Source organism: Rhizobium laguerreae, assembly GCF_019778565.1.
Classification (GTDB): Bacteria; Pseudomonadota; Alphaproteobacteria; order Rhizobiales; family Rhizobiaceae; genus Rhizobium; species Rhizobium laguerreae.
Map to the genome: position 1 here is coordinate 227,343 of NZ_JAAXQT010000007.1, position 20,176 is coordinate 247,518.

At 61.2% G+C, this 20,176-nt stretch carries 15 protein-coding genes; 5 read left to right on the top strand and 10 right to left on the bottom strand.

What is annotated here, in order from left to right; translation table 11 throughout:
• Nucleotides 1-166 precede the first annotated feature (166 nt).
• On the top strand, nucleotides 167-1,210 hold the full coding sequence (gene corA / locus HFO71_RS22030; protein WP_077976892.1) for a magnesium/cobalt transporter CorA: 1,044 nt from the start codon (nucleotides 167-169) through the stop codon (nucleotides 1,208-1,210).
• 57 nt (nucleotides 1,211-1,267) lie between these two features.
• Here corA and HFO71_RS22035 read toward each other — a convergent pair whose 3' ends face one another.
• Both HFO71_RS22035 and HFO71_RS22040 read right to left on the bottom strand, forming a co-directional pair.
• Nucleotides 1,268-2,038 carry a phosphotransferase gene (locus HFO71_RS22035; protein WP_077976893.1) on the bottom strand — a complete coding sequence of 257 codons (771 nt, stop codon included), beginning with the start codon at nucleotides 2,036-2,038 and terminating at the stop codon, nucleotides 1,268-1,270.
• A complete protein-coding gene (locus HFO71_RS22040; protein WP_168285882.1) occupies nucleotides 2,035-2,940 on the bottom strand; it encodes an MBL fold metallo-hydrolase in 906 nt (301 codons plus the stop codon). The genes HFO71_RS22035 and HFO71_RS22040 overlap by 4 nt, the downstream gene beginning before the upstream one ends.
• Nucleotides 2,941-3,276: 336 nt before the next feature.
• On the opposite strand from HFO71_RS22040, the gene HFO71_RS22045 reads away from it, so the two are divergent.
• The 3 genes from HFO71_RS22045 to glgB are packed head-to-tail and all read left to right on the top strand — an operon-like array spanning nucleotide 3,277 to nucleotide 11,990.
• Nucleotides 3,277-6,501, top strand: coding sequence for an alpha-1,4-glucan--maltose-1-phosphate maltosyltransferase (locus tag HFO71_RS22045; protein WP_077976895.1), 3,225 nt, complete (start codon nucleotides 3,277-3,279; stop codon nucleotides 6,499-6,501).
• Entirely contained in the window at nucleotides 6,502-9,783 is a 3,282-nt protein-coding gene (gene treS / locus HFO71_RS22050) for a maltose alpha-D-glucosyltransferase (protein WP_077976896.1), read from the top strand.
• Nucleotides 9,780-11,990, top strand: coding sequence for a 1,4-alpha-glucan branching protein GlgB (glgB, locus tag HFO71_RS22055; RefSeq protein ID WP_132612041.1), 2,211 nt, complete (start codon nucleotides 9,780-9,782; stop codon nucleotides 11,988-11,990). Before treS ends, glgB begins: the two co-directional genes overlap by 4 nt.
• Before the next feature lie 6 nt (nucleotides 11,991-11,996).
• Here glgB and HFO71_RS22060 read toward each other — a convergent pair whose 3' ends face one another.
• Together HFO71_RS22060 and HFO71_RS22065 are read right to left on the bottom strand one after the other, a co-directional pair.
• The gene (locus tag HFO71_RS22060; RefSeq protein ID WP_077976898.1) at nucleotides 11,997-13,625 is read right to left on the bottom strand and encodes a thiamine pyrophosphate-dependent enzyme; all 1,629 of its coding nucleotides are present in this window, start codon (nucleotides 13,623-13,625) and stop codon (nucleotides 11,997-11,999) included.
• Complete coding sequence (locus HFO71_RS22065) at nucleotides 13,622-14,797, bottom strand: amino acid aminotransferase (protein WP_131641281.1); 1,176 nt, start codon at nucleotides 14,795-14,797, stop codon at nucleotides 13,622-13,624. The genes HFO71_RS22060 and HFO71_RS22065 overlap by 4 nt, the downstream gene beginning before the upstream one ends.
• 153 nt (nucleotides 14,798-14,950) lie before the next feature.
• Between HFO71_RS22065 and HFO71_RS22070 the strand changes: the two genes are divergently transcribed.
• Complete coding sequence (locus tag HFO71_RS22070; protein ID WP_025397191.1) at nucleotides 14,951-15,418, top strand: Lrp/AsnC family transcriptional regulator; 468 nt, start codon at nucleotides 14,951-14,953, stop codon at nucleotides 15,416-15,418.
• A gap of 9 nt (nucleotides 15,419-15,427) precedes the next feature.
• Here the strand turns inward: HFO71_RS22070 and HFO71_RS22075 are convergent, their stop codons facing one another.
• From HFO71_RS22075 to HFO71_RS22100, 6 genes are all read right to left on the bottom strand, one after another.
• Complete coding sequence (locus HFO71_RS22075) at nucleotides 15,428-16,189, bottom strand: ABC transporter ATP-binding protein (RefSeq protein ID WP_131641280.1); 762 nt, start codon at nucleotides 16,187-16,189, stop codon at nucleotides 15,428-15,430.
• On the bottom strand, nucleotides 16,186-17,226 hold the full coding sequence (locus tag HFO71_RS22080) for a FecCD family ABC transporter permease (protein WP_025397193.1): 1,041 nt from the start codon (nucleotides 17,224-17,226) through the stop codon (nucleotides 16,186-16,188). The genes HFO71_RS22075 and HFO71_RS22080 overlap by 4 nt, the downstream gene beginning before the upstream one ends.
• Entirely contained in the window at nucleotides 17,223-18,248 is a 1,026-nt protein-coding gene (locus tag HFO71_RS22085) for an ABC transporter substrate-binding protein (RefSeq protein ID WP_025397194.1), read from the bottom strand. Before HFO71_RS22085 ends, HFO71_RS22080 begins: the two co-directional genes overlap by 4 nt.
• 155 nt (nucleotides 18,249-18,403) lie before the next feature.
• Nucleotides 18,404-19,267, bottom strand: coding sequence for an alpha/beta fold hydrolase (locus HFO71_RS22090; protein WP_221984966.1), 864 nt, complete (start codon nucleotides 19,265-19,267; stop codon nucleotides 18,404-18,406).
• A 2-nt stretch (nucleotides 19,268-19,269) separates the two neighbouring features.
• Entirely contained in the window at nucleotides 19,270-19,551 is a 282-nt protein-coding gene (locus HFO71_RS22095) for a hypothetical protein (protein ID WP_025397196.1), read from the bottom strand.
• Nucleotides 19,552-19,579: 28 nt separating this feature from the next.
• The gene (locus HFO71_RS22100; protein WP_077977055.1) at nucleotides 19,580-20,044 is read right to left on the bottom strand and encodes a hypothetical protein; all 465 of its coding nucleotides are present in this window, start codon (nucleotides 20,042-20,044) and stop codon (nucleotides 19,580-19,582) included.
• Between the last annotated feature and the right edge of the window lie 132 nt (nucleotides 20,045-20,176).

Genomic DNA, 20,176 nt, shown 5'->3' on the forward strand with positions numbered 1-20,176 from the left:
AGTCTGCCCGGCGCCTGGCCGGATGAAGGCGGCTGGTCAAACCCGGCACCGACGCAGTGATGCATGTTTTACGAAATAGCATTATGATCGGCTGAGCGCCTGACCGGCGAAGGGATTGACCCCGCGGATATATGATCCCGTGCGGCCATGGAGAGGATAGCTGGATTTGGAACGGCTGAAGGATCTGAACGGTATTTCCGCGCTGGCAGACGGGGGTTCCACATCACCGCCGTATGAACGGCCCGGCGTCGTGGCCGCCGCCGTTTATCAGCAGGGGCAACGCATTCGCGACATCAGGGTAGAGGAGGCCGGCGAATGGCGAAGCCGGGAGAATGCCGTCGTCTGGATCGGCCTGCACGAGCCGGATGAAGTGCTGCTGCATCAGGTCCAGGCCGAGTTCAATCTCCATGCCTTGGCGATCGAGGATGCAGCACAGCCTCACCAGCGCCCGAAACTGGAAATTTACGGCGACGCGATGTTCATCGTCGCCCGGACCGCCCATATGAAGGATGACGAAATCGTCTTCGGCGAAACGCATCTGTTCGTCGGTCGCGGTTATGTCGTTTCCGTCCGCCACGGCGACTCGTCCTCCTATCTGGCGGTGCGTCAGCGATGCGAGGCCACGCCGGCAGCACTTGCCCATGGCGAGAATTATATTCTCTATTCCATCCTCGATTTCATCGTCGACAACTACATGCCTGTCATCGAGGTCGTGCAGGAGGAGGTCGAGAAGCTCGAGGATCTGGTGCTGCGTGAACAGCTGGAAAAGTCCGACATCGAGCGGCTTTACCTGTTACGGCGCAAGCTGCTGCGGCTGCGCAACGCTGTGGTGCCGCTGGTAGACGTCTGCCGGCGATACGAGCACATCGATCTTCCCGGGATGGATCCGACGCTCCAGTCGCTGTTTCGCGATGTGACCGATCACGTGCGCCGGGTTCAGGAAGATATCGATGCACTGCGCGAGGTCCTCGCCTTCGCCTTCGAGGCCAGCGTGATGATCGGCCAGACGGAGCAGACGGCGATCGCCCGCAAGCTCGCTGCCTGGGCGGCGATCCTCGCGGTTCCCACCGCGATCGCCGGTATCTACGGAATGAATTTCAACGATATGCCGGAGCTGAAATTCCAGTACGGCTATTTCGTCGTGCTCGGCGTCATCGTCACCTTGTGCCTGGGCCTCTTCACTTTCTTCCGTCGGAAGAAGTGGCTCTAAATATGTGATGCAGGGGCGGGTATGCGGTAGACGGACACGCGGCTTGGCGAAGGTACGTCAGCACAAGGCCTTCAGCAGCCGGTCCCGATTGCTGCGAACGTAGTCCATATCGCTGAGATACAACCGGGCGTCTCCGGCAACCACGTCCTCCATGAACGTCTCATCTCCGGCGGCCGCACCTGCCAGCATGAAATCTACGAGCGCCTGCAGCCGCCTGCAGATCATCTCAGGGAGCTGGAGCCGGTCTTCCATCGTCGCCCCATATGCCGTGCAAAAGATTTCCGCGCGATGCAGCTGTTCGTCGAGGCCGAAGGCTACGTCCGGATTGGCGGGATCGGAAAGCGGCGCCCAGCGGTAGACCGAATAGGCCAGATCCCATAGGCGCGGTGCGGGATGGGCGGTATCGAAATCGATGATCCCAACAGCCTCATGGTCTACCGTCGCGACATTGTAGGGCGCATAGTCGCCGTGGCATATGATCTCGCGCGGCTCCTGTGGCGGCAGCATCCATGTCTGGACCTCGCGATCCGATTCGAGAAACCCTTGAGATGCCGAATGAAATTCGCGCAGGAGCCTGGCTGCGGAAAGCAGCATGCGCTCCGACCCGACAAACTGGTCGCTCAGGTCTTCGCAGACGCGCCCGGCGACATAACCGACGACTTCCTGGTTTCCGGTTATTTCAATCGGATCCGGCGCTCCTAGAAAGCCTCTGCTCCTGAGATGGCGCAAAAACCGGTGCACCGTCGGCGTCCATGCGCCGGAAGGCCGTACGACGGTATCGCCGTCCTGCCAGATCTGCCCGGTTCGTCCGCCCTCCAACAGTTTCACGTTCCGGCCCCCTGACGTTCCTTATGCGAATTCAGTTTTTCGATATGGGCCTGAACCGTGGCGCCAAGGTTTGTCTCATGGCAGTTCCGGTAGAACGCCACGACGTCGGAGGCCATTCCGTCGGGGATGGGGACGAAGTCTTCAAGCCGCAGGCCGCTTGAACTGCCGAGTTGCGGATCGGCCAGCTGGCTCTCACTCAAACTGCCGACACGATCGGCCAGGGCTCGGAAATAGGCGAGGTTGCCATCCACCGCCGAAGGAGAGTGCGTCCGGCCATGCGCAGGGATGACCAGTCTTGCATTGAGGTCACGTATCCGCTCGAGCGAGGAGCGGATCAAGCGCAGGTCGCCTGCATTTTTGCTCCAGACTTCGGGGATGGGATATTCCACCGCGTCGACGGCCAGGCAGATGCGAAGTTCGGGAATCCATACGGCGATATGGTCGGGCGTGTGTCCCGGCGTATGAATGAGTTCCAGCGTCAGATCACCGCCATTGAGGGTCATCGAGCCGGAGAAGGTAATATCGGGACCGATGAGGTCGACGTTTCGAAACCTCGACTCCCGGCTCGCCTTGTCCCTCAGGACCTCCTGTGCGGAAGGGTAGCGTAAACGGTCGAGCGCGGCGGCATGCGCGATAATCGGAGCGCGCGCAGCAATGGCGGCATTTCCCCAGAAATGATCCCAATCCATGTGCGAATTGATGACGATCAGCGGACGAGTGTTCGTCTGTTCCCCGAGCAGGTCCAGCGCCGCCGTGCAGAGTTCGGGCGTGCCGAGCGTATCGATCAGCACATTGAACCTTTCGGTCCGGACAAACACGGCATCAACCTCGTCCCCCGCCCTGACGATCACGATTCGATCATCGAGTTCGGGATATGAACACAATTCCACCGATGGATTCATGTCTGGCCGCCTCTATTGCAATCGCAGTGATTTCATTCGGATACATCAAGTCTCGTTCGGGCGCCTGATCTTTCAGAACGGTGCGGGGCGGCGAGGGGGCTTCCGTCGGCAACCAAATGGGTCATCGTCCCAGAAAGCGCAAGACTATTCAATTATGTCGCGAACCTTCAAGGTCCGTCTGCGCAGTTCAAGGCTTTTGACGCGCGTATCGAGCGCGTTCCATCGGTCCCGCGCCGGTACGGTCGGCGATGTCTGGCGCAACCTGAATTGAAACTTTCGGTGGAACAACGTCGGGCAACAGAAGTTTGCCTTCAAACCAAACTCGAGCGGCGGCCGATGTCATTCTCTCCAAACCAGGGTGTGTTGAGCGCCCCACCCCGGATCTATTATGTCAATCCACTCCTTCTTCAGGGTATCGACGCGTGGCGCGAGGTATTTGACCACGCGGCGGATACCGGTTTCGACCGTGTGCTGACGGCACCTCTATTCGATAGGGGCGGGGAGCGCAGCATCTTTGCCTCCCAGGATCTGAATCGCCTTGATCCTCAACTGTCGCTCGGAAGCGCAATCGAGGATGGGGTGGGACGCTTGGCGGAGGCCGCCCGCAAGAGCGGCATCGCCTTGATGATGGACCTGATGCTCGACGGCAAGGCCCGGAATTCCGAGGCGGGCTTTCGCCCCGTCGATCCGAGACGCTCACCATTGGATCCGGAAGAGCCGATGATCGCGATGGAAGCGGAGTCTCGATCCCGACTGTTAGAAGAGTGGACAGAACGGTTGCAAGAACTTGCCGGTCTCGGCCTCTCCGGCTATCGGGTGCTCGGGATCGATCGCATTGCGCCGGCGGTTTTCAAATCGCTGATTGCGGCGGTGCGCCAGAAGGCGGACGCGCAATTCTTCGCCTGGACGCCCGGCACTGATTTTGGGGCGAGGAGCGCGGTCAAGAATACAGGCTTTGATGGATGTTTTTCATCGATGGCCTGGTGGGATTTTGACGAGAGATGGTTCATCGAAGAACACCGCGTCCAGAAGCAGCTAGGCTGGCAGATCGCTTTTCCGGAGCCGCCATTCGCCAGGCGGATCGCGCACGGAACCGAGAGCCGCGAAATCGTTGAACGGCGCGCCATAAGGGCGCTGCGCCTAGCTGCCTCGCTCGGCGGCGGCCTGATGGTTCCGATGGGCTTCGAATATGGCGCAGCCGCGCCGCTCGATCCGACCCATGGGAATGGAACGGGTTTGCGGGGACTGCGGCATGACCTTGCTTTCGATATCTCCTCCGAAATTCGCCTTGCAAACACCGAGATCGGCAATAAACCCCATGCGCCGACCGCATCGCTTCGGCTCATCCGCAACGCCAACGGACCAGTCTCAGCGCTGCTGCAGTCTGAGGCGGAAGACCTTCGTAGCACCGAGAATGTGCGGTTCATCCTGCTCAACAGGGATCTTCGGAAAAGTGCGCCCGCTCCAGTGACCGCACTGCGCGAAGCGGCCTCCGGTTTTCTGCCCGCCGCAGCCGACGGCACGGCTCTGCGGCTACGGGCAGGGGAGACCCTGGTGGTCGAAGGCAAGGCGCCGGCGCCGATCACATCCCAGCTGATCCTCGACGCTGAGCAGGCGACGGCGTCGCCGCGGCTCGCCATCGAAAACATCACGCCGCGGGTCGATGACGGGCGCTTTCCCGTCAAGCGGGTGGTCGGCGACATCGTCACAGTGGAGGCGGATATATTCGCCGACGGCCACGACCCGATCGCCGCGGTCCTGCTCTGGCGGCCGCTCGATGCGGCGGACTGGAACGAGACGGAGATGCAATTGGTCGAGAATGACCGCTGGCGCACCGAATTCCTATTAGAACGGGTCGGGCGCTATGAATTTGCCGTCGAGGCATGGAAGAACCCGTTTGCGATTTTTCGCTACGAACTGACGAAGAAGAACGATGCCAGGCTGGATCTGAAGCTTGAACTCCAGGAGGGGATAAAGCTCGTCCGTTCGGCCGAGATGCATGCAGGTGACACGCTCCGCGCCGAATTAAAGGCGCTGCTCGCCAATCTCGAGAGCGCCTCAGATGCCGAGCGAACGGCGATCCTTCTCGATGCCGGAACATCTGAATTGATGAACAAGGCGGACAGGCGGCCGTTTCGGCTTCGCTCGACGGCAAGCGCCGTCGATGCCGAACGCAAGGAGGCTGCCTTTGCCAGCTGGTACCAGATCTTCCCGCGATCGCAGAGCGGCGATCCGAACCGACACGGCACCTTCGACGACGTCATCCCGAGATTGCCCGCCATCCGTGACATGGGCTTCGACGTGCTCTATTTCCCGCCCATTCATCCGATCGGTTCGACCAACCGGAAAGGCCGCAACAACAGCCTGAAAGCAGGGCCAGATGACCCCGGGAGCCCCTATGCCATCGGTTCCGAGGAGGGCGGCCATGATGCCATCCACCCCGAGCTCGGCGAGTTCGAGGATTTCCGCCGGCTGGTGGAGGAGGCAAGCCGGCACGGTCTGGAGATCGCTCTCGACCTGGCGATCCAGGCGTCGCCGGATCACCCCTGGCTGAAGGAGCATCCCGGCTGGTTCGACTGGCGTCCCGACGGCACGATCAAATACGCCGAAAACCCGCCGAAGAAATACGAGGACATAGTCAACGTCGATTTCTACACAAAAGATGCGCTGCCTTCACTATGGCTGGAGCTCAGGGATATCGTCCAGCTTTGGGTAGACCAGGGCGTCAAGCTGTTTCGCGTCGACAATCCGCACACAAAGCCCTTTCCGTTCTGGGAATGGCTGATCGGCGATATCAGGGCCCGTCATCCCGATGTGATCTTCCTATCGGAAGCCTTCACCAAGCCGAAGGTGATGTACCGCTTGGCGAAGATCGGCTTCTCCCAGTCCTACACCTATTTCACCTGGCGCAATGCCAAGTGGGAACTTGAGCAATATATGCGGGAGCTGACGGAGACGGCGCCGAAGGAATTCTTCCGCCCGCATTTCTTCGTCAACACGCATGATATCAATCCGGATTTCCTGCAGAACGCGCCGCGCCCGGCCTTCCTGATCCGCGCAGCACTTGCCGCCACCCTGTCGGGATTGTGGGGCGTTTATAACGGTTTCGAACTTTGCGAGGGGCGTCCCGATGCCAAGCGCAAGGAATATGCCGACAGCGAGAAATACGAAATCCGCGCCTGGGACTACGACCGCCCGGGCAATATCATCGCTGAGATCAGGATGCTCAACCGCATCCGGAACGAAAATCTTGCCCTGCATTCGCATCTCGGGCTGACGCTGCTAAACGCCTCGAATGACAACATTTTGTTCTTCGAGAAGGCGAGCCGCGCCCGCGACAATGTTTTGTTGATCGCCATCAGTCTCGACCCCCACAATTTCCAGCAGAGCGACGTCGAGCTGCCGCTCTGGAAGTGGTCGCTCGGAGACGGTGGAGCGCTCGACGCCGAAGACTTGGTCGCTGGGCATCGGTTCAGATGGAATGGCAAGTGGCAGAGAGTGAGCTTCAACCCTCAGATCCTGCCCTTTGCGATCTGGCGCGTTCGCGCAGCGGAGGCATGAATGGACACCTTGAATCCTGATGGTATGAACCAGCCGCTCTGGTACAAAGACGCTATCATCTACCAGCTGCACATCAAGTCGTTCTACGACGCCAATGGCGACGGGGTCGGCGACTTCGCCGGCCTGCACCAGAAGCTCGATCACATCGCAGCCCTCGGCGTCAATGCCATCTGGCTTTTGCCCTTCTTTCCCTCTCCGCGCCGAGACGACGGCTACGACATCGCCGACTATGGCAGTGTCAGCTCCGATTACGGAACGGTGGAGGACTTCCAGGCTTTCGTCGACGCCGCCCACCAGCGCAATATCCGCGTCATCATCGAACTCGTCATTAATCACACCTCCGATCAGCATCCCTGGTTCCAGCGCGCGCGCCAGGCGCCGGCGGGATCGCCAGAGCGCGACTTCTACGTCTGGTCCGATACCGATCAGAAATTTCCGGAAACGCGGATCATTTTCATCGATACGGAAAAATCCAACTGGACATGGGACGCGGTCGCCGGCGCCTATTACTGGCACCGTTTCTATTCCCATCAGCCCGACCTCAATTTCGATAGCCCCCTTGTCATGGAGGAATTGCTGAGGGTGATGCGCTTCTGGCTGGAAACCGGCATCGACGGATTTCGTCTCGACGCGATCCCCTACCTCGTCGAGCGCGAGGGGACGATCAACGAAAACCTGCCGGAAACCCACGCGATCCTCAAACGCATACGCGCCGCGCTCGATGCCACCCACCCCGGCGTGATGCTGCTTGCCGAGGCCAATCAATGGCCGGAGGACACGCGCGAATATTTCGGAGAGGGTGACGAATGCCACATGGCCTTCCACTTCCCGCTGATGCCGCGCATGTATATGGCCATCGCCAAGGAGGACCGGTTTCCGATCACCGACATCCTGCGCCAGACGCCTGAAATTCCCGACAACTGCCAATGGGCGATCTTCCTTCGCAACCATGACGAGCTGACGCTCGAAATGGTGACCGACGCCGAGCGGGATTATCTCTGGGAGACCTATGCATCCGACAAACGTGCCCGCATCAATCTCGGCATAAGGCGGCGCTTAGCGCCGTTGATGGAGCGCGACCGCCGGCGGATCGAGCTGATGAACGCGCTTCTTCTGTCGATGCCGGGAACGCCTGTCATCTATTACGGGGACGAGATCGGCATGGGTGACAATATCTATCTCGGCGACCGGGACGGGGTGCGGACGCCGATGCAATGGTCGCCGGACCGTAACGGCGGCTTCTCCAGGGTAGACCCGGCGCGTCTCGTCCTGCCGCCGGTCGCAGATCCCCTTTACGGTTTCGAGGCGGTCAACGTCGAGGCGCAGAGCACGGATGCGCATTCGCTGCTCAACTGGACGCGCAAGATGCTGGCGCTGCGCGGCAGGCATCCGGCCTTCGGGCGCGGCTCATTGCGGTTCCTCTCGCCTGAGAACCGAAAGATTCTCGCTTATCTCAGGGAGTATGAGGGCGAGACGCTGATGTGCGTCGCAAACCTCTCGCGGCTGCCCCAGGCGGTCGAGCTCGACCTCTCGGCTTTCGAGGGCCGCGTACCGATCGAATTGACCGGCATGTCGCCCTTTCCGCCGATCGGCCAGCTGACCTATCTGCTAACATTGCCGCCCTACGGTTTCTTCTGGTTCCAGCTGGAGGCCGATGCCGACCCACCGGCATGGCGCACCGCGCCGCCGGAGCAGCTTCCCGATCTGGTGACGATGGTCATCCGCCGCGGCCTGCTCGATCTTGTCGATGAACCCAAGCTTGCGCGCACCCTCAGCACCGAAATCCTGCCGGCCTATCTCGCGAAGCGGCGGTGGTTCGGGGCGAAAGACCAGGCGCTTCAGGCGGCACGTCTGATCTCCGCAACGCCGATCCCGTTTGCCGACGGCATCGTTCTCGGCGAATTGGAAGCCGTGCTGCCGAACCACAGCGAATCCTACCAGCTGCCGCTGGCGGTTGCCTGGGACGATGCGCAACCGTCCGCGCTGACCCAGCAGCTGGCACTCGGACGGATTCGCCAGGGCAGGCGCGTCGGTTTCCTGACGGACGGATTTGCCGTGGAGGCAATGGCGCGTGGCATCCTGCGTGGGCTTGGAGACCGCTCGCGCATCACCGGCCGCACCGGCACCCTCGAATTTCTCGGCACCGAGCGGCTCGACCGCCTCGAAGTCACCGACGACCTTCCGGTCCATTGGCTCTCGGCCGAGCAGTCCAACAGCTCGCTGATTGTCGGCGACCTCGCGATGATCAAGCTGATCAGGCACATCTTTCCCGGTATTCATCCGGAGGTCGAGATGACGCGCTATCTGACGCGCGCCGGCTATGACCACACGGCGCCCCTGCTCGGCGAGGTCGCGCATACGGATTCCAGCGGACGCCGTTCGACCTTGATCATCGTCCAGGGCGCGATCCGCAATCAGGGCGACGCCTGGAACTGGATGTTGAACAATCTGCGCCGTGGGGCAGACGAACTCGTGCTGAACGACCCGGCTGTCCAACCGGGCGATGACGTCTTTCGGCCGTTGATCAGCTTCGTCGCGATGGTCGGCCTCAGGCTCGGCGAACTGCATGTCGTGCTCGCCGGGGATACCGGGGACGAGGCCTTCAGCCCGGTGGTCGCTGGCGACAGTGAGGTCGAAGCGATAAAGAAGGCGGTTGCCGGCGAGGTCGCCTATGCCCTGTCGAAGCTCGACGAACGCGCAGAGAATGCCGATCCCGCCATCGACCTGCTTGCGGCACCGCTTCTCGAGCGCCGCTCCGAACTCGTCGAACTCGCCGCGACGCTGGCGGAAAGCACCCGTGATATGCTGATGACGCGCACGCATGGCGATTTTCATCTTGGCCAGATCCTCGTCAGCGAAGGCGATGCCGTCATCATCGACTTCGAGGGCGAGCCCGCGAAAAACCTGACCGAGCGCCGGGCCAAGACAAACCCGCTGCGTGATGTCGCCGGGCTTTTGAGATCGCTGAACTACCTCGTAGCCACCGCCCAGCTCGATAACGACGCGGTCATCGAACATGAGAACGAAGTCCGGCGCGAGGCGATCGCCCGCTTCGGGCGCCATGCTGAGGAGGCCTTTCTCGATGCCTATTCGCAGGCGGTCTCCGTATCGAAGGAGCTTGACATGCCACCCGATCAAAGACGGAGGGTTCTCGATGCCTTTCTTCTCGAAAAGGCCGCCTATGAGATCGCCTATGAGGCCCGCAACAGGCCGAAATGGCTTCCGATCCCGCTATCCGGCTTTACCGAAATCGTATCGCGTCTGGCGGGGGTCAAGGCATGAATGTTGAGCGCTCGGAACTCCTGGCGGGCATCGGACAGGATGCGCTATGGGCCTTGATCGAGGGCCGCCACGGCGATCCCTTTTCGATCCTCGGTCCTCACGAAAGCGGCGGCATGACGATCGTGCGGGTATACCTGCCTGGCGCCGAAGCGGTTGATCTCATTGATGCGACGAGCGGCCGGGTGGTGACGCCGTTCAGCATCGCCCACCCGTCAGGCCTGTTTGCCGCGGCCGCCGCCTCGAGGACGGGATACCGGCTGCGGATCACATGGCCGGATGCAGTCCAGATCACCGAGGACCCCTACAGTTTCGGTCTGCTGCTCGGAGAGCTCGACCTCCATCTGATATCGGAGGGCACTCACTATAGTCTGAGCCGGACGCTCGGCGCGGTGGCGATGTCGATCGACGGTGTACCGGGCGTTCGTTTCGCCGTGTGGGCGCCAAATGCGCGCCGCGTCTCGGTTGTCGGCGACTTCAACGCCTGGGACGGACGGCGAAACCCGATGCGGCTGAGACCGTCGGCGGGCGTCTGGGAACTGTTCATGCCACGCCTCGCCCCGGGCGAAAGATACAAGTTCGAGATCGTCGATGCGCAGGGGACCTGCCTGCCGCAGAAGGCCGATCCGGTGGCGAGGGCGAGCGAGGCCGCTCCGTCCACAGCCTCCATCGTCGCATCGTCAACGCCGTTTCGATGGACCGATGACGGCTGGATGAAGGGCCGGTCCCGGCAAGACAGGCTGGAGGGCGCGTTCTCCGTCTATGAGGTGCACGTCGGCTCCTGGTTTCGCGATCAAAAGGACGGCAACAGGTCGCTCGACTGGGTCGAACTCAGCCAGCGGCTGGTTCCCTATGTCAGCGACATGGGCTTTACCCATATCGAGCTGCTTCCGATCATGGAGCATCCGTTCGGCGGCTCCTGGGGCTATCAGCCGCTCGGCCTTTTCGCTCCAACCGGCCGATATGGGACGCCTGAGGATTTCGCCTATTTCGTCGACCGGTGCCATGGCGCCGGGCTCGGCGTCATTCTCGACTGGGTGCCCGCCCACTTTCCCACCGACGTATGGGGGCTTGCCCGCTTCGACGGCAGCGCGCTTTACGAGCACGAAGATCCGCGCGAAGGCTTTCACCGCGACTGGAACACGCTGATCTACAATCTCGGCCGCAACGAGGTGAAGGGTTTCCTGATCGCCAGCGCGCTGGAATGGCTGGAGCGCTACCATATCGACGGTTTGCGGGTCGATGCCGTTGCCTCGATGCTTTACCGCGACTACAGCCGCAACGAGGGCGAATGGATTCCCAACCGATATGGCGGCCGGGAGAATCTGGAAGCTGTCGAATTCTTCAAGCACCTGAACAGCATCATTCACGAGCGCTGCCCGCACGCGGTGACGATCGCCGAGGAATCGACGGCCTGGCCGGGGGTGACGAAGCCGCCGGAGCAAGGGGGGCTGGGCTTCGACATCAAATGGAACATGGGCTGGATGCATGACAGCCTGAGTTACATCGAGAAGGATCCGATTTACCGGAGTTACGCCCATGGCACGATGACCTTCGGCATGATCTACGCCTATTCCGAACGCTTCATTCTGCCGATTTCACATGACGAAGTCGTCTACGGAAAGGGCTCGCTGCTGACGAAGATGCCGGGCGACGAATGGCAGAAATTCGCCAATCTGCGCAGCTATCTCGCCTTCATGTGGGGCCATCCCGGCAAGAAGCTCTTGTTCATGGGGAGCGAAGTCGCTCAGCCTGGCGAGTGGAACCATGACGGGTCGGTGACCTGGGATGTGCTGGACCGGCCTCAGCATGCAGGAATTCAGCGGCTGGTGAAGGATCTGAACGGCCTTTACGCGGACGAGCCGGCATTGCAGTTCGGCGACTTTCATCCCGAGGGTTTCGAATGGGCGGCAGCCGACGACGCCGTCAATTCCGTCCTCGGCATGCTCCGTTATGCGCCCGATGGCGCTTCACCGGTGCTGGTCATGTCGAACTTCACGCCGGTGCCGCGTTACGGCTACAGGATCGGCGTGCCGCAGGACGGGGTGTGGATCGAGCGGATTACCACGGATGCGCGGGAATATGGCGGCTCGGGCCTTGTCAATGGCGCCGTGTCGAGCGAGCCCATTCCCGCACACGGCAGGCCCGTCTCCCTGTCGCTGACGCTGCCGCCGCTGGCGACGATCTTTCTCAAGGGACCGTCATTTTGATCGGTTTCATTCGGTGTGCGGAGCCGGATGAATGAAAGGCCAAGGGCTCGCCTCGGATCCCTTCTCGATGGGAACCTCGATGAGAACAGGTTCGTCGAGAGATAGGGCTTTCTCGATCGCGTCTTTCAATTCGCCAGGGCTCGTCACCTTGAATGCTCGAATGCCGAAGCTCTCGCCAAGCGCGACAAAATCTGGATTGGTCAGCTCCGAGCCAAGATAGCGGCCTTTATACGCCTGCTTCTGGTCACGCAGTACGTTGCCATAGGCCGAATTGTTGAAGACGATGGCGATGACATTGATCTTATGCTGGACGGCGGTAGCGAGTTCCTGAACCCCGAACATGAAGCCGCCATCGCCGGAAACAGAAATAACGGCCTTGTCGGGATTGGCGACTTTCACGCCCAAGGCCGTGTTGAAGCCGAAACCCAGATTGTCCTGATAGCCGCATGTGACGTACTGACGAGGGGCATAGACCGGGAATGCAAATCGGGCGGTAAAGCCCATCTGGCAGATTTCCTCGACGAAGAAGCCGTCCCTTGGCAGGGCTTCGCGAATGGCATCGAGATAGACGAGTTGCGGCTGCACTGCCGAGAAGCGAGACCTTGCCTTTTCGTTGAGCTCGGCAAATTCGCGCGTGCGATCCTTGCGGCTGGAACCTGCCAGCGCATCGAGCAGAGCCTGCGTTCCCTCCTTGGCATCCGAGACGATGCCGACATCGGGCTTGAGACGGACCATCTCGGTTGGATCGATATCGATGCGGATCACCTTGAGATCCTTGGGAAGCCACTTCCATCGCATGAACTGCAATTCCAGCCGGCTGCCGATCCCGATCAGAACATCAGTATTCTTCCAATATTCGTAGGCGGCGACGAAATTCAGGTAGTTGGGATGGTCGTCGGCGACGATGCCCTTGCCGGAGCGATGGGACGTGACCGGCGACTGCAGCAATTCCGCAAGAGCAGCGATTTCCGCTCCAGCATCCACCGCGCCGCCACCAACCATGATCATCGGGTTGCTGGCACCTGATATCAGTGACGCCGCGGCAGCGACCTGATCAGGGTTGACGGCCGGATGAGGTGCTCTCGTGCCAACCGGCAGATCGGTTTCTGGGCCGAATTGCCCGAACACGTCCCATGGCGCTTCGACCGCTCCTGGACCCTGGCGGCCGGAGAGCATTTTGGCGACGACCTCGGCCGTGACAGGACCGGTTTCGGACTGGTGATTGATCCGCTCCGCCGTTTTCGTAATCCCGCGCATCGTCGCGAGCTGATCCGGCAGTTCGTGCAACTGTCCTCTGCCTTGACCGATCAGGTGGGACATGATGTTGCCGGTGATGCACAGCACCGGGGCATTGGCGCCGTAAGCGGTGCAGAGCGCCGCGCCGGAATTGAGGACGCCTGGGCCTGGAACGACGGTATAGGCGCCGATCTGGCCGGTGGATTTGGCATAGCCATAGGCCATGTAACCGGCGCCCTGTTCGTGTCTGGTGTGAATGAACCGAATTCTGTCACCGGCACCGTAGAGGGCATCGTTAAAATCATACATGTGGGCGCCGGGGATGCCGAATACGGTGTCGATCCCATGGGCGACGAGTGAACGGGTCATCGCCTGACCGGTCGTTTCTTTCCTGCTCATTTCAGGCAGCCTTCGGCCCGGAGCGCCGCGACGATGGCGTCGGCGTCTGCCGGTTGCATGCCCGCGAGATTCATACGCCCGGAATCCGCCATGTAGATGCCGTGCCTGGCCCGGAGGGCCGCAGCCGTTTCTTTGGACATGGAAAGATTGGAAAACAGGCCGCGTTGCCGGCGGATGAAGGTCAGATCGAGAGCCGCGGCGGCCAGCGCTGCACGATTGCCGTTGACGCGCAGGCACATCTCTTCGAGCTCAGCGCGCCACATGGCCGACATCTCTTCGCTTTCGAGGATGGACCTGACGACCGCGGCTCCATGATCGGGCGGCATGGACCAGTTGACTCGAGCAAGTGCCGCAATGTTACTTTCGGCCTTCCTGAGGGCATCCTCATTGCGGGTCATGACATAGAGCGCGCCGACACGCTCGCGATAAAGACCGAAATTCTTGTCGCAGGAATAGGCGATCAGCGCCTCATCAACCGCCTCGAGGATCATGCGCGTCGGCGCGGCGTCCTGTTCGAGGCCGTCGCCGAGGCCCTGATAGGCGAGATCGATGAACGGCACCAGCCGATGCGCAACGAGAATCTCGGTAATCTGCCGCCACTGTTCCATGGTGAAATCGATGCCGGTCGGGTTGTGGCAGCAACCGTGAAGCAGCACGACGTCGCCTTCCCGAGCGGAAGACAAGCAGGCGACCACGCTTTCGAATTTCACCTGCTGCGACATCAGGTCAACGAAAGCGTACTCCTTTACCGGCAAGCGCGCCGAGCTGAAGATCGGCGCATGATTTGGCCAGCTTGGCGTCCCGAGCAGAAGCCTGGCCGATGGATTTGCCGCTTGGATGAGCTCAGCACCGAGACGCAGGGCGCCGCTTCCACCGGGTGTCTGAATGCCGACAAGGCGTTGAGCAAACGTCGGCGATTTTCCGAAGATGATGGGCTGCAGGAGGCGCACGAATTGCAGGTCACCTTCCGGGCCAAGATATTTCTTGCTGTCCTGGGTCTCCAGGAGAAACTGCTCCGCTGCCTTTACGGCACGCATCACCGGCGTGCGTCCCATGGAGTCACGATAAACCCCAACCCCCAGGTCGATTTTCCCAGGGCGATCGTCGGCCTGGAAGGCCTTGATGAGAGCAAGCAGGCTGTCGGCTGGCCGACTGTTCAGTTCGTCAAACACAAGTCCACCTCGTTTCCGTAATTCTGGCTCGCAGACTAGCGGAACTTTCGCGACGAATTTCTGCGATTATCTCCCTGTAACGACGCATCTATGCAGACAATCAGCGCGATATGGCTATGATGTGCAGAAATTCACCGTCCGAGGAGGGTGGCCATGCTTGACCCATTCGATATCAAATTGCTCGCCGCTCTCCAGCAAAACAGCGAGCTGACGCAGAACGAACTCTCTCTGAAGGTCAATCTCTCCGCGACCCAGTGCGCACGCCGTTTGGAAAGGCTGCGCAACGAGCAATATATCCAGAGTGTCGTCGCCATCCTCAATCCCGTGAAACTGGGTTTCACCGTCGTTGCCCATACGCTCGTCAGCTTGAGAGCGCATACGGAAGGCGGAAACGAGCAGCTTCATCGTTTCATCGAGACCGCGCCGGAAATCCTGGAGTGCTATTCGCAGACCGGTGACGCCGACTTTCTGATGAAGGTCATGACGCGCGACCTCGAACATCTCAGCCAATTTCTGGAAAGAATGATCCGGGTCACTGACAATCTGGCATCGGTGAAGTCAAGTATCGTCCTCAAGACACTGAAAAAGACGACCGCTTTGCCGCTGCAGATCGTGACGTGAGAGCCGCTCTCACCTGAGATAATGGATATGCGGGCGCGAGTGATAGGGTGAGGCTTCGATCCGGGCTTCGACGGAAAAGACATCCTTTAGAAGCTCCTCGCTCAACACGTCCTGCGGCGCGCCGGAGGCGACAATCCTGCCATGCTGCAGGATGATCAGCTCATCGCAGAACATGGCGGCATGGTTGAGATCGTGCAGGGCGACGATGCTGGTGATCGGCAGGCCGGAGACGAGCCGCATCAGCCCGATCTGATGCTGGATATCGAGATGATTTGTCGGCTCGTCGAGGATCAGCTCCTGCGGCGACTGGGCAAGCGCCCTTGCGATATGCGTCCGCTGCTTTTCGCCGCCCGACAGGTTCAGCCAGCGATCGTCGCGCTTCTCCGCCATGCCGGCGCGCGTCAGCGCCTCTTCAACCGCCTCTTCGTCGGCCCTCGTCCAGCCTGAAAACATAGACCGGTGCGGGAAACGGCCGAGCTTGACGACGTCGACGACCCGCAGATTGGCATTCGTCGTGGCGTGCTGCTCGACGAAGGCGATCCGCCGGGCGATCGAGCGGCGGCTGATCGTGCCGATGTCGCTGCGGTCGAGCGTGACGCGGCCGGAATGCGGCCGTTTTAGGCCGGCGAGAAGCCGCAGCAACGAGGTTTTGCCCGAGCCGTTCGGCCCGAGCAGGCCGAGCATCCTGCCGGGTGGCGCCTCCAGGGAGACACCCTCCAGGATCGTCTTCCTGCCAATTTTCCAGGTGAGGTTGTCGGCCTTGATGCTCATGACGCGCGCTGGAACCGGTAGAGGATAATCGAGAAGAAGGGAACGCCGACCAAGGCCGTGACGACGCCGATCGGCAGGATCTGGCCGGGAATGAGGGCACGTGCGGCGATGTCGGCGAACACCATGAAGATCGCCCCCGCGATGGCGCAGGCCGGCAGGAGACGAATGTGGAGCGGCCCGACGATGAAGCGGGCGACATGCGGCACGACGAGGCCGACGAAGCCGATCGAGCCCACCATGCTGACGATCGTCGCCGTCATCATCGCGGTCAGCGCGAAAAGTGCCATGCGGGCGCGCCCGACATTGACGCCGAGCGAGGATGCCGCTTCGTCGCCGAAAGCGAAGGCGTCGAGCACGCGGGCGTAGAACAGACAGGCGGCGAGGCCGAACCCGACGACGACCGAGACCAGCGCGAATTCCGGCCAGCGCACGCCGCCGAAACTGCCGAGCAGCCAGAACATGACGTCGCGGGCCTGCTGCGCATTGGCCGAGGTGGTGACGATGTAGGAGGTCGAGGCGTTGAAGAGCTGCGATGCGGCGACGCCGGCAAGGATGGTGCGATCCGCGCCGCCGCGCGTGCCGTTCGAGAGCAGCGCCACGAAGAAGAAGGCTGCGAAAGCGCCGGCAAATGCGCCGGCCGAGAGCGACACCGCGCCCGAGCCGATCCCCAGGATGACAATCGCGACGGCGCCGGTAGAGGCGCCGGCGGAGATGCCGAGCACATAGGGTTCGGCAAGCGGGTTGCGCAGCAGCGACTGCATGATGGCGCCCGACAGCGCCAGACCCGCGCCGCAGAAGGCGGCCACGAGCGCCCGGCTGAGCCGATAATCCCAGATGACGGTCTCATGGATGCGGTTCAGTTCGACCGCGGTCCATCCCAGCCGGTTGGTGACGGCCGAAAACGTGGTTGCAAGCGGGATCGGCAGGTCGCCGATCCCGACGCTGACGCCGATGGCGATAGCGATGAGGCAGAAAGAGGCGAGGAGCAGTGCGAGGATGGCTCCCAGCTGCCGGAAGATACGGCCCGCTTCCGTCACTTCAACAGACCGAGAGCCTTCAGCTGGCCGGCCACCTGCTCAGCGCCGTAGACCGTGCGGACGGTCGGGTTCATGGCCTGGCCGTCCATGATCACGATCGCCTTGTTCTTGACGGCAGCGATCTGGCTGACGGCCGGATCGGTGTTCAGGAAATTGATCTTGGCCTCCGGCTTATCGAGCTCCCAACGGTTGCGGTCGAGACTGGCGACGACGATGACGTCGGGACTGGAGGCGATGATGCCTTCCCAGCCGAGCGTCGGCCATTCCGCTTCCGCTGATATCGCGTTGTGTCCGCCGAGCAGGTCGGCGATGAAGCCGGACGCGCTGTTCTTGCCGCCGAGATAGGCGTCGGCCGACGGGCTGGGGCTGGAGAACCAGAAGACGTAGGAAAGGTTCTTGCCGTCCTTCGAAACGCTCCCGCGAAGTTTGGCTTCGCGCGCCTTGAAGTCGGCGATCAGCGCCTGACCGCGATCGGCGACGTCGAAGATCTGCGAGAGTTCGTCGATCTCCTTGTAGAGAAGATCCATGTTCCACAGCTCGGCGCGGCTGCCGTACTGGTCCTTGACGTCCTTGGTGCTGAGGCAGGTGCTGGGCGAGAGATAGGTCGCGACGCCCACCTTGTCGAAATCCTCGCGCTTGGCGACCTTGCTGTTCGGCCCGACCAGGCTCGGCAGAGCCACCGCCACGAAATCGGGATTTTCGGCGAGGATCGATTCGAAGGTCGGCATCTCGACGGTCAGAAGCTTGACCTTGGCATTGGCTTCTGCAAGCTGCGGCAGGACCTTGCTCGGCCAGAAGGCCGTGCCGGCCATCTTGTCCTCGAGGCCGAGCAGCAGCAGGATTTCAGCGCTGTTTTGGCCGAGGCCGATCGCCCGTTCGGGCGCCTTCCGGAAAGTCACCTGCGCGCCGCAGTTTTCCAGGATCAGCGGGTAGGTCGTCGAACCGGCCAAAGACGGATTTGCGGCAAGGCCGATGATGGCGGAGAGGCCGCAGGCGGCCAGAAGCGATTTGAGGCTGGTCACGAAGAAATTCCCGGTGCGTGAGTGTGTACGGCCGGGGTATAGCCGCAGGAGCCGCCGAGAAACAAGACCGAATGGATCAACTTATAGCAAAAACCGACAGCGCTGAACATTCTCGCCGGATGGCGCACTACCGAAGCGCGTCTCGATCTCCGGCTCTATCGGCGTTCGAGAAACTCCCGGATCGCCTGCGAGAGCGCTTCAGAATTCTCCTCTGCCACGTGATGGCCGCTGTCTATGCCGAAGCCGTGCACGTCATCCGCCCAGTTCCGCCAGATGGCGACGGGATCGCCATAGATCTGTTCCATGTCGTCCCGTAGTGACCAGAGGCATAGCATGGGGCAGGTTACTTTCCGACCGGCGTCGCGGTCCTCGCTGTCGTGCAGATGGTCGATGCGGAGGCCGGCGCGGTAATCCTCGATCATCCCGTGGATCACGGCTGGATCGTGGATGATGTCGACAAGATCGTCATAGGCCTGCTTTCCCATCAGCGCCGGCGAGAGTTTGTCGTACCATGCCAAAGGATCGGCCGAGATCGCCCGTTCCGGCTTTTCCGGTTGAGCGAAGAAGAACCAGTGGTACCAGTCTCTCGCAAATTTCCAGTCGGCGCGTTCGAGATGTTCGATCACGGGAATGCCGTCGGCGATGATGAGTCTCTGCACACGGTCGGGATGATCCATCGCCATGCGGAAGGCAGTCAAGCTTCCGCGGTCGTGGCCGGCCACCGCGAAGTTCTCGTGCCCCAGCCTCAGCATCAGTTCAACGAGGGCTTCCGCTTTTGCGCGCTTCGAAGAGCTGCGGCTGTCGGGAGCATCGAGCGGCTGGTAGGAGCGGCCGAAACCGGGAAGGTCGGGGCAGACGATCGTGAAGTGGGGCGACAGCAGATCGCCCACCTTGCCCCAAGTCATATGTGTCCTGGGATGGCCGTGGAGAAGCAAAACGGCCGGTCCCGTTCCGCCGTGACGGACGCGAAGCGATCCCGGCCCGGCGTCAACGGTATCGAGAGAAAAGCCTTCGAACATGCTCAGCTGAGCTTCCCCACACGTTTGGCATAGTCTGAAAACGTTGCCTCTTCGCCCTTCCGATTGGATTCGCCGGCAAGCTGCAGCACGCGGATCGGAAACAGGATCGCCGCCAGATTGGCGCCTGACAGCTCGTGGTCGTCATCCTCCTCGATCGCCTTTTGAGCCTTCGAGAGCGCAGCGTCGATCTCCCCGCGCGTAAGCAGTTGCTTATCGACGATCGCCTCACATATCGAGGCCATCGCCATGATCAGGCCCTTGAGCTGCAGATTGGCGGTATTCATGAGAACTCCCCAGGTGAAGAAAGGATTTCTAGTCCGGTTCGACCGGTCGGATCGTGTCGACCGAGACCGTACCGTCGAGGATACCGCGCTTTATATCGCGTCTGTTCCGATCGATTTCGATCACGGTGTAAAGCTTATCGTCGCGGAAGGCGCTGGCATTGGCTGTCGTCACGTCCTCGGCGGGCGCCGCGTCGACTTCCATGAAATCGAGTTCGCGCGCCGCGGCAACGATCCTGGCATCGCCGGGCGTCCTGGCCGCAACGACGATGACGCCGTGGTTAGGAGCATTGTCCCATCTTGGATCGTCGGGTTCGGCGATGGGCTCCAGCCGATAGATGTTGAGCATCTCGCCGTCAGTGTCGGGCGACGCTTGCGCGGCCGCGTCCTCGATTTGCGCCTGGCTCTCGACCGACTTTCCGAAAGTGGTCGGGCTGGTCGCGTTGTTGATCTCTTCCTTGCCTGTCCGTGAGACGTTCGACATGTCGCTCTCCATTGTCAGGACGGAAACGACAGCGGCAGCAAAGTGTTCCCGCGCAAGAAAAACCGCAAAGTCCGCCGAGACGGTTTCCGGCGAGCATTTCCGATATCTGCAACTATCAGGCTCATTTTGGGCGGTGAATCATGT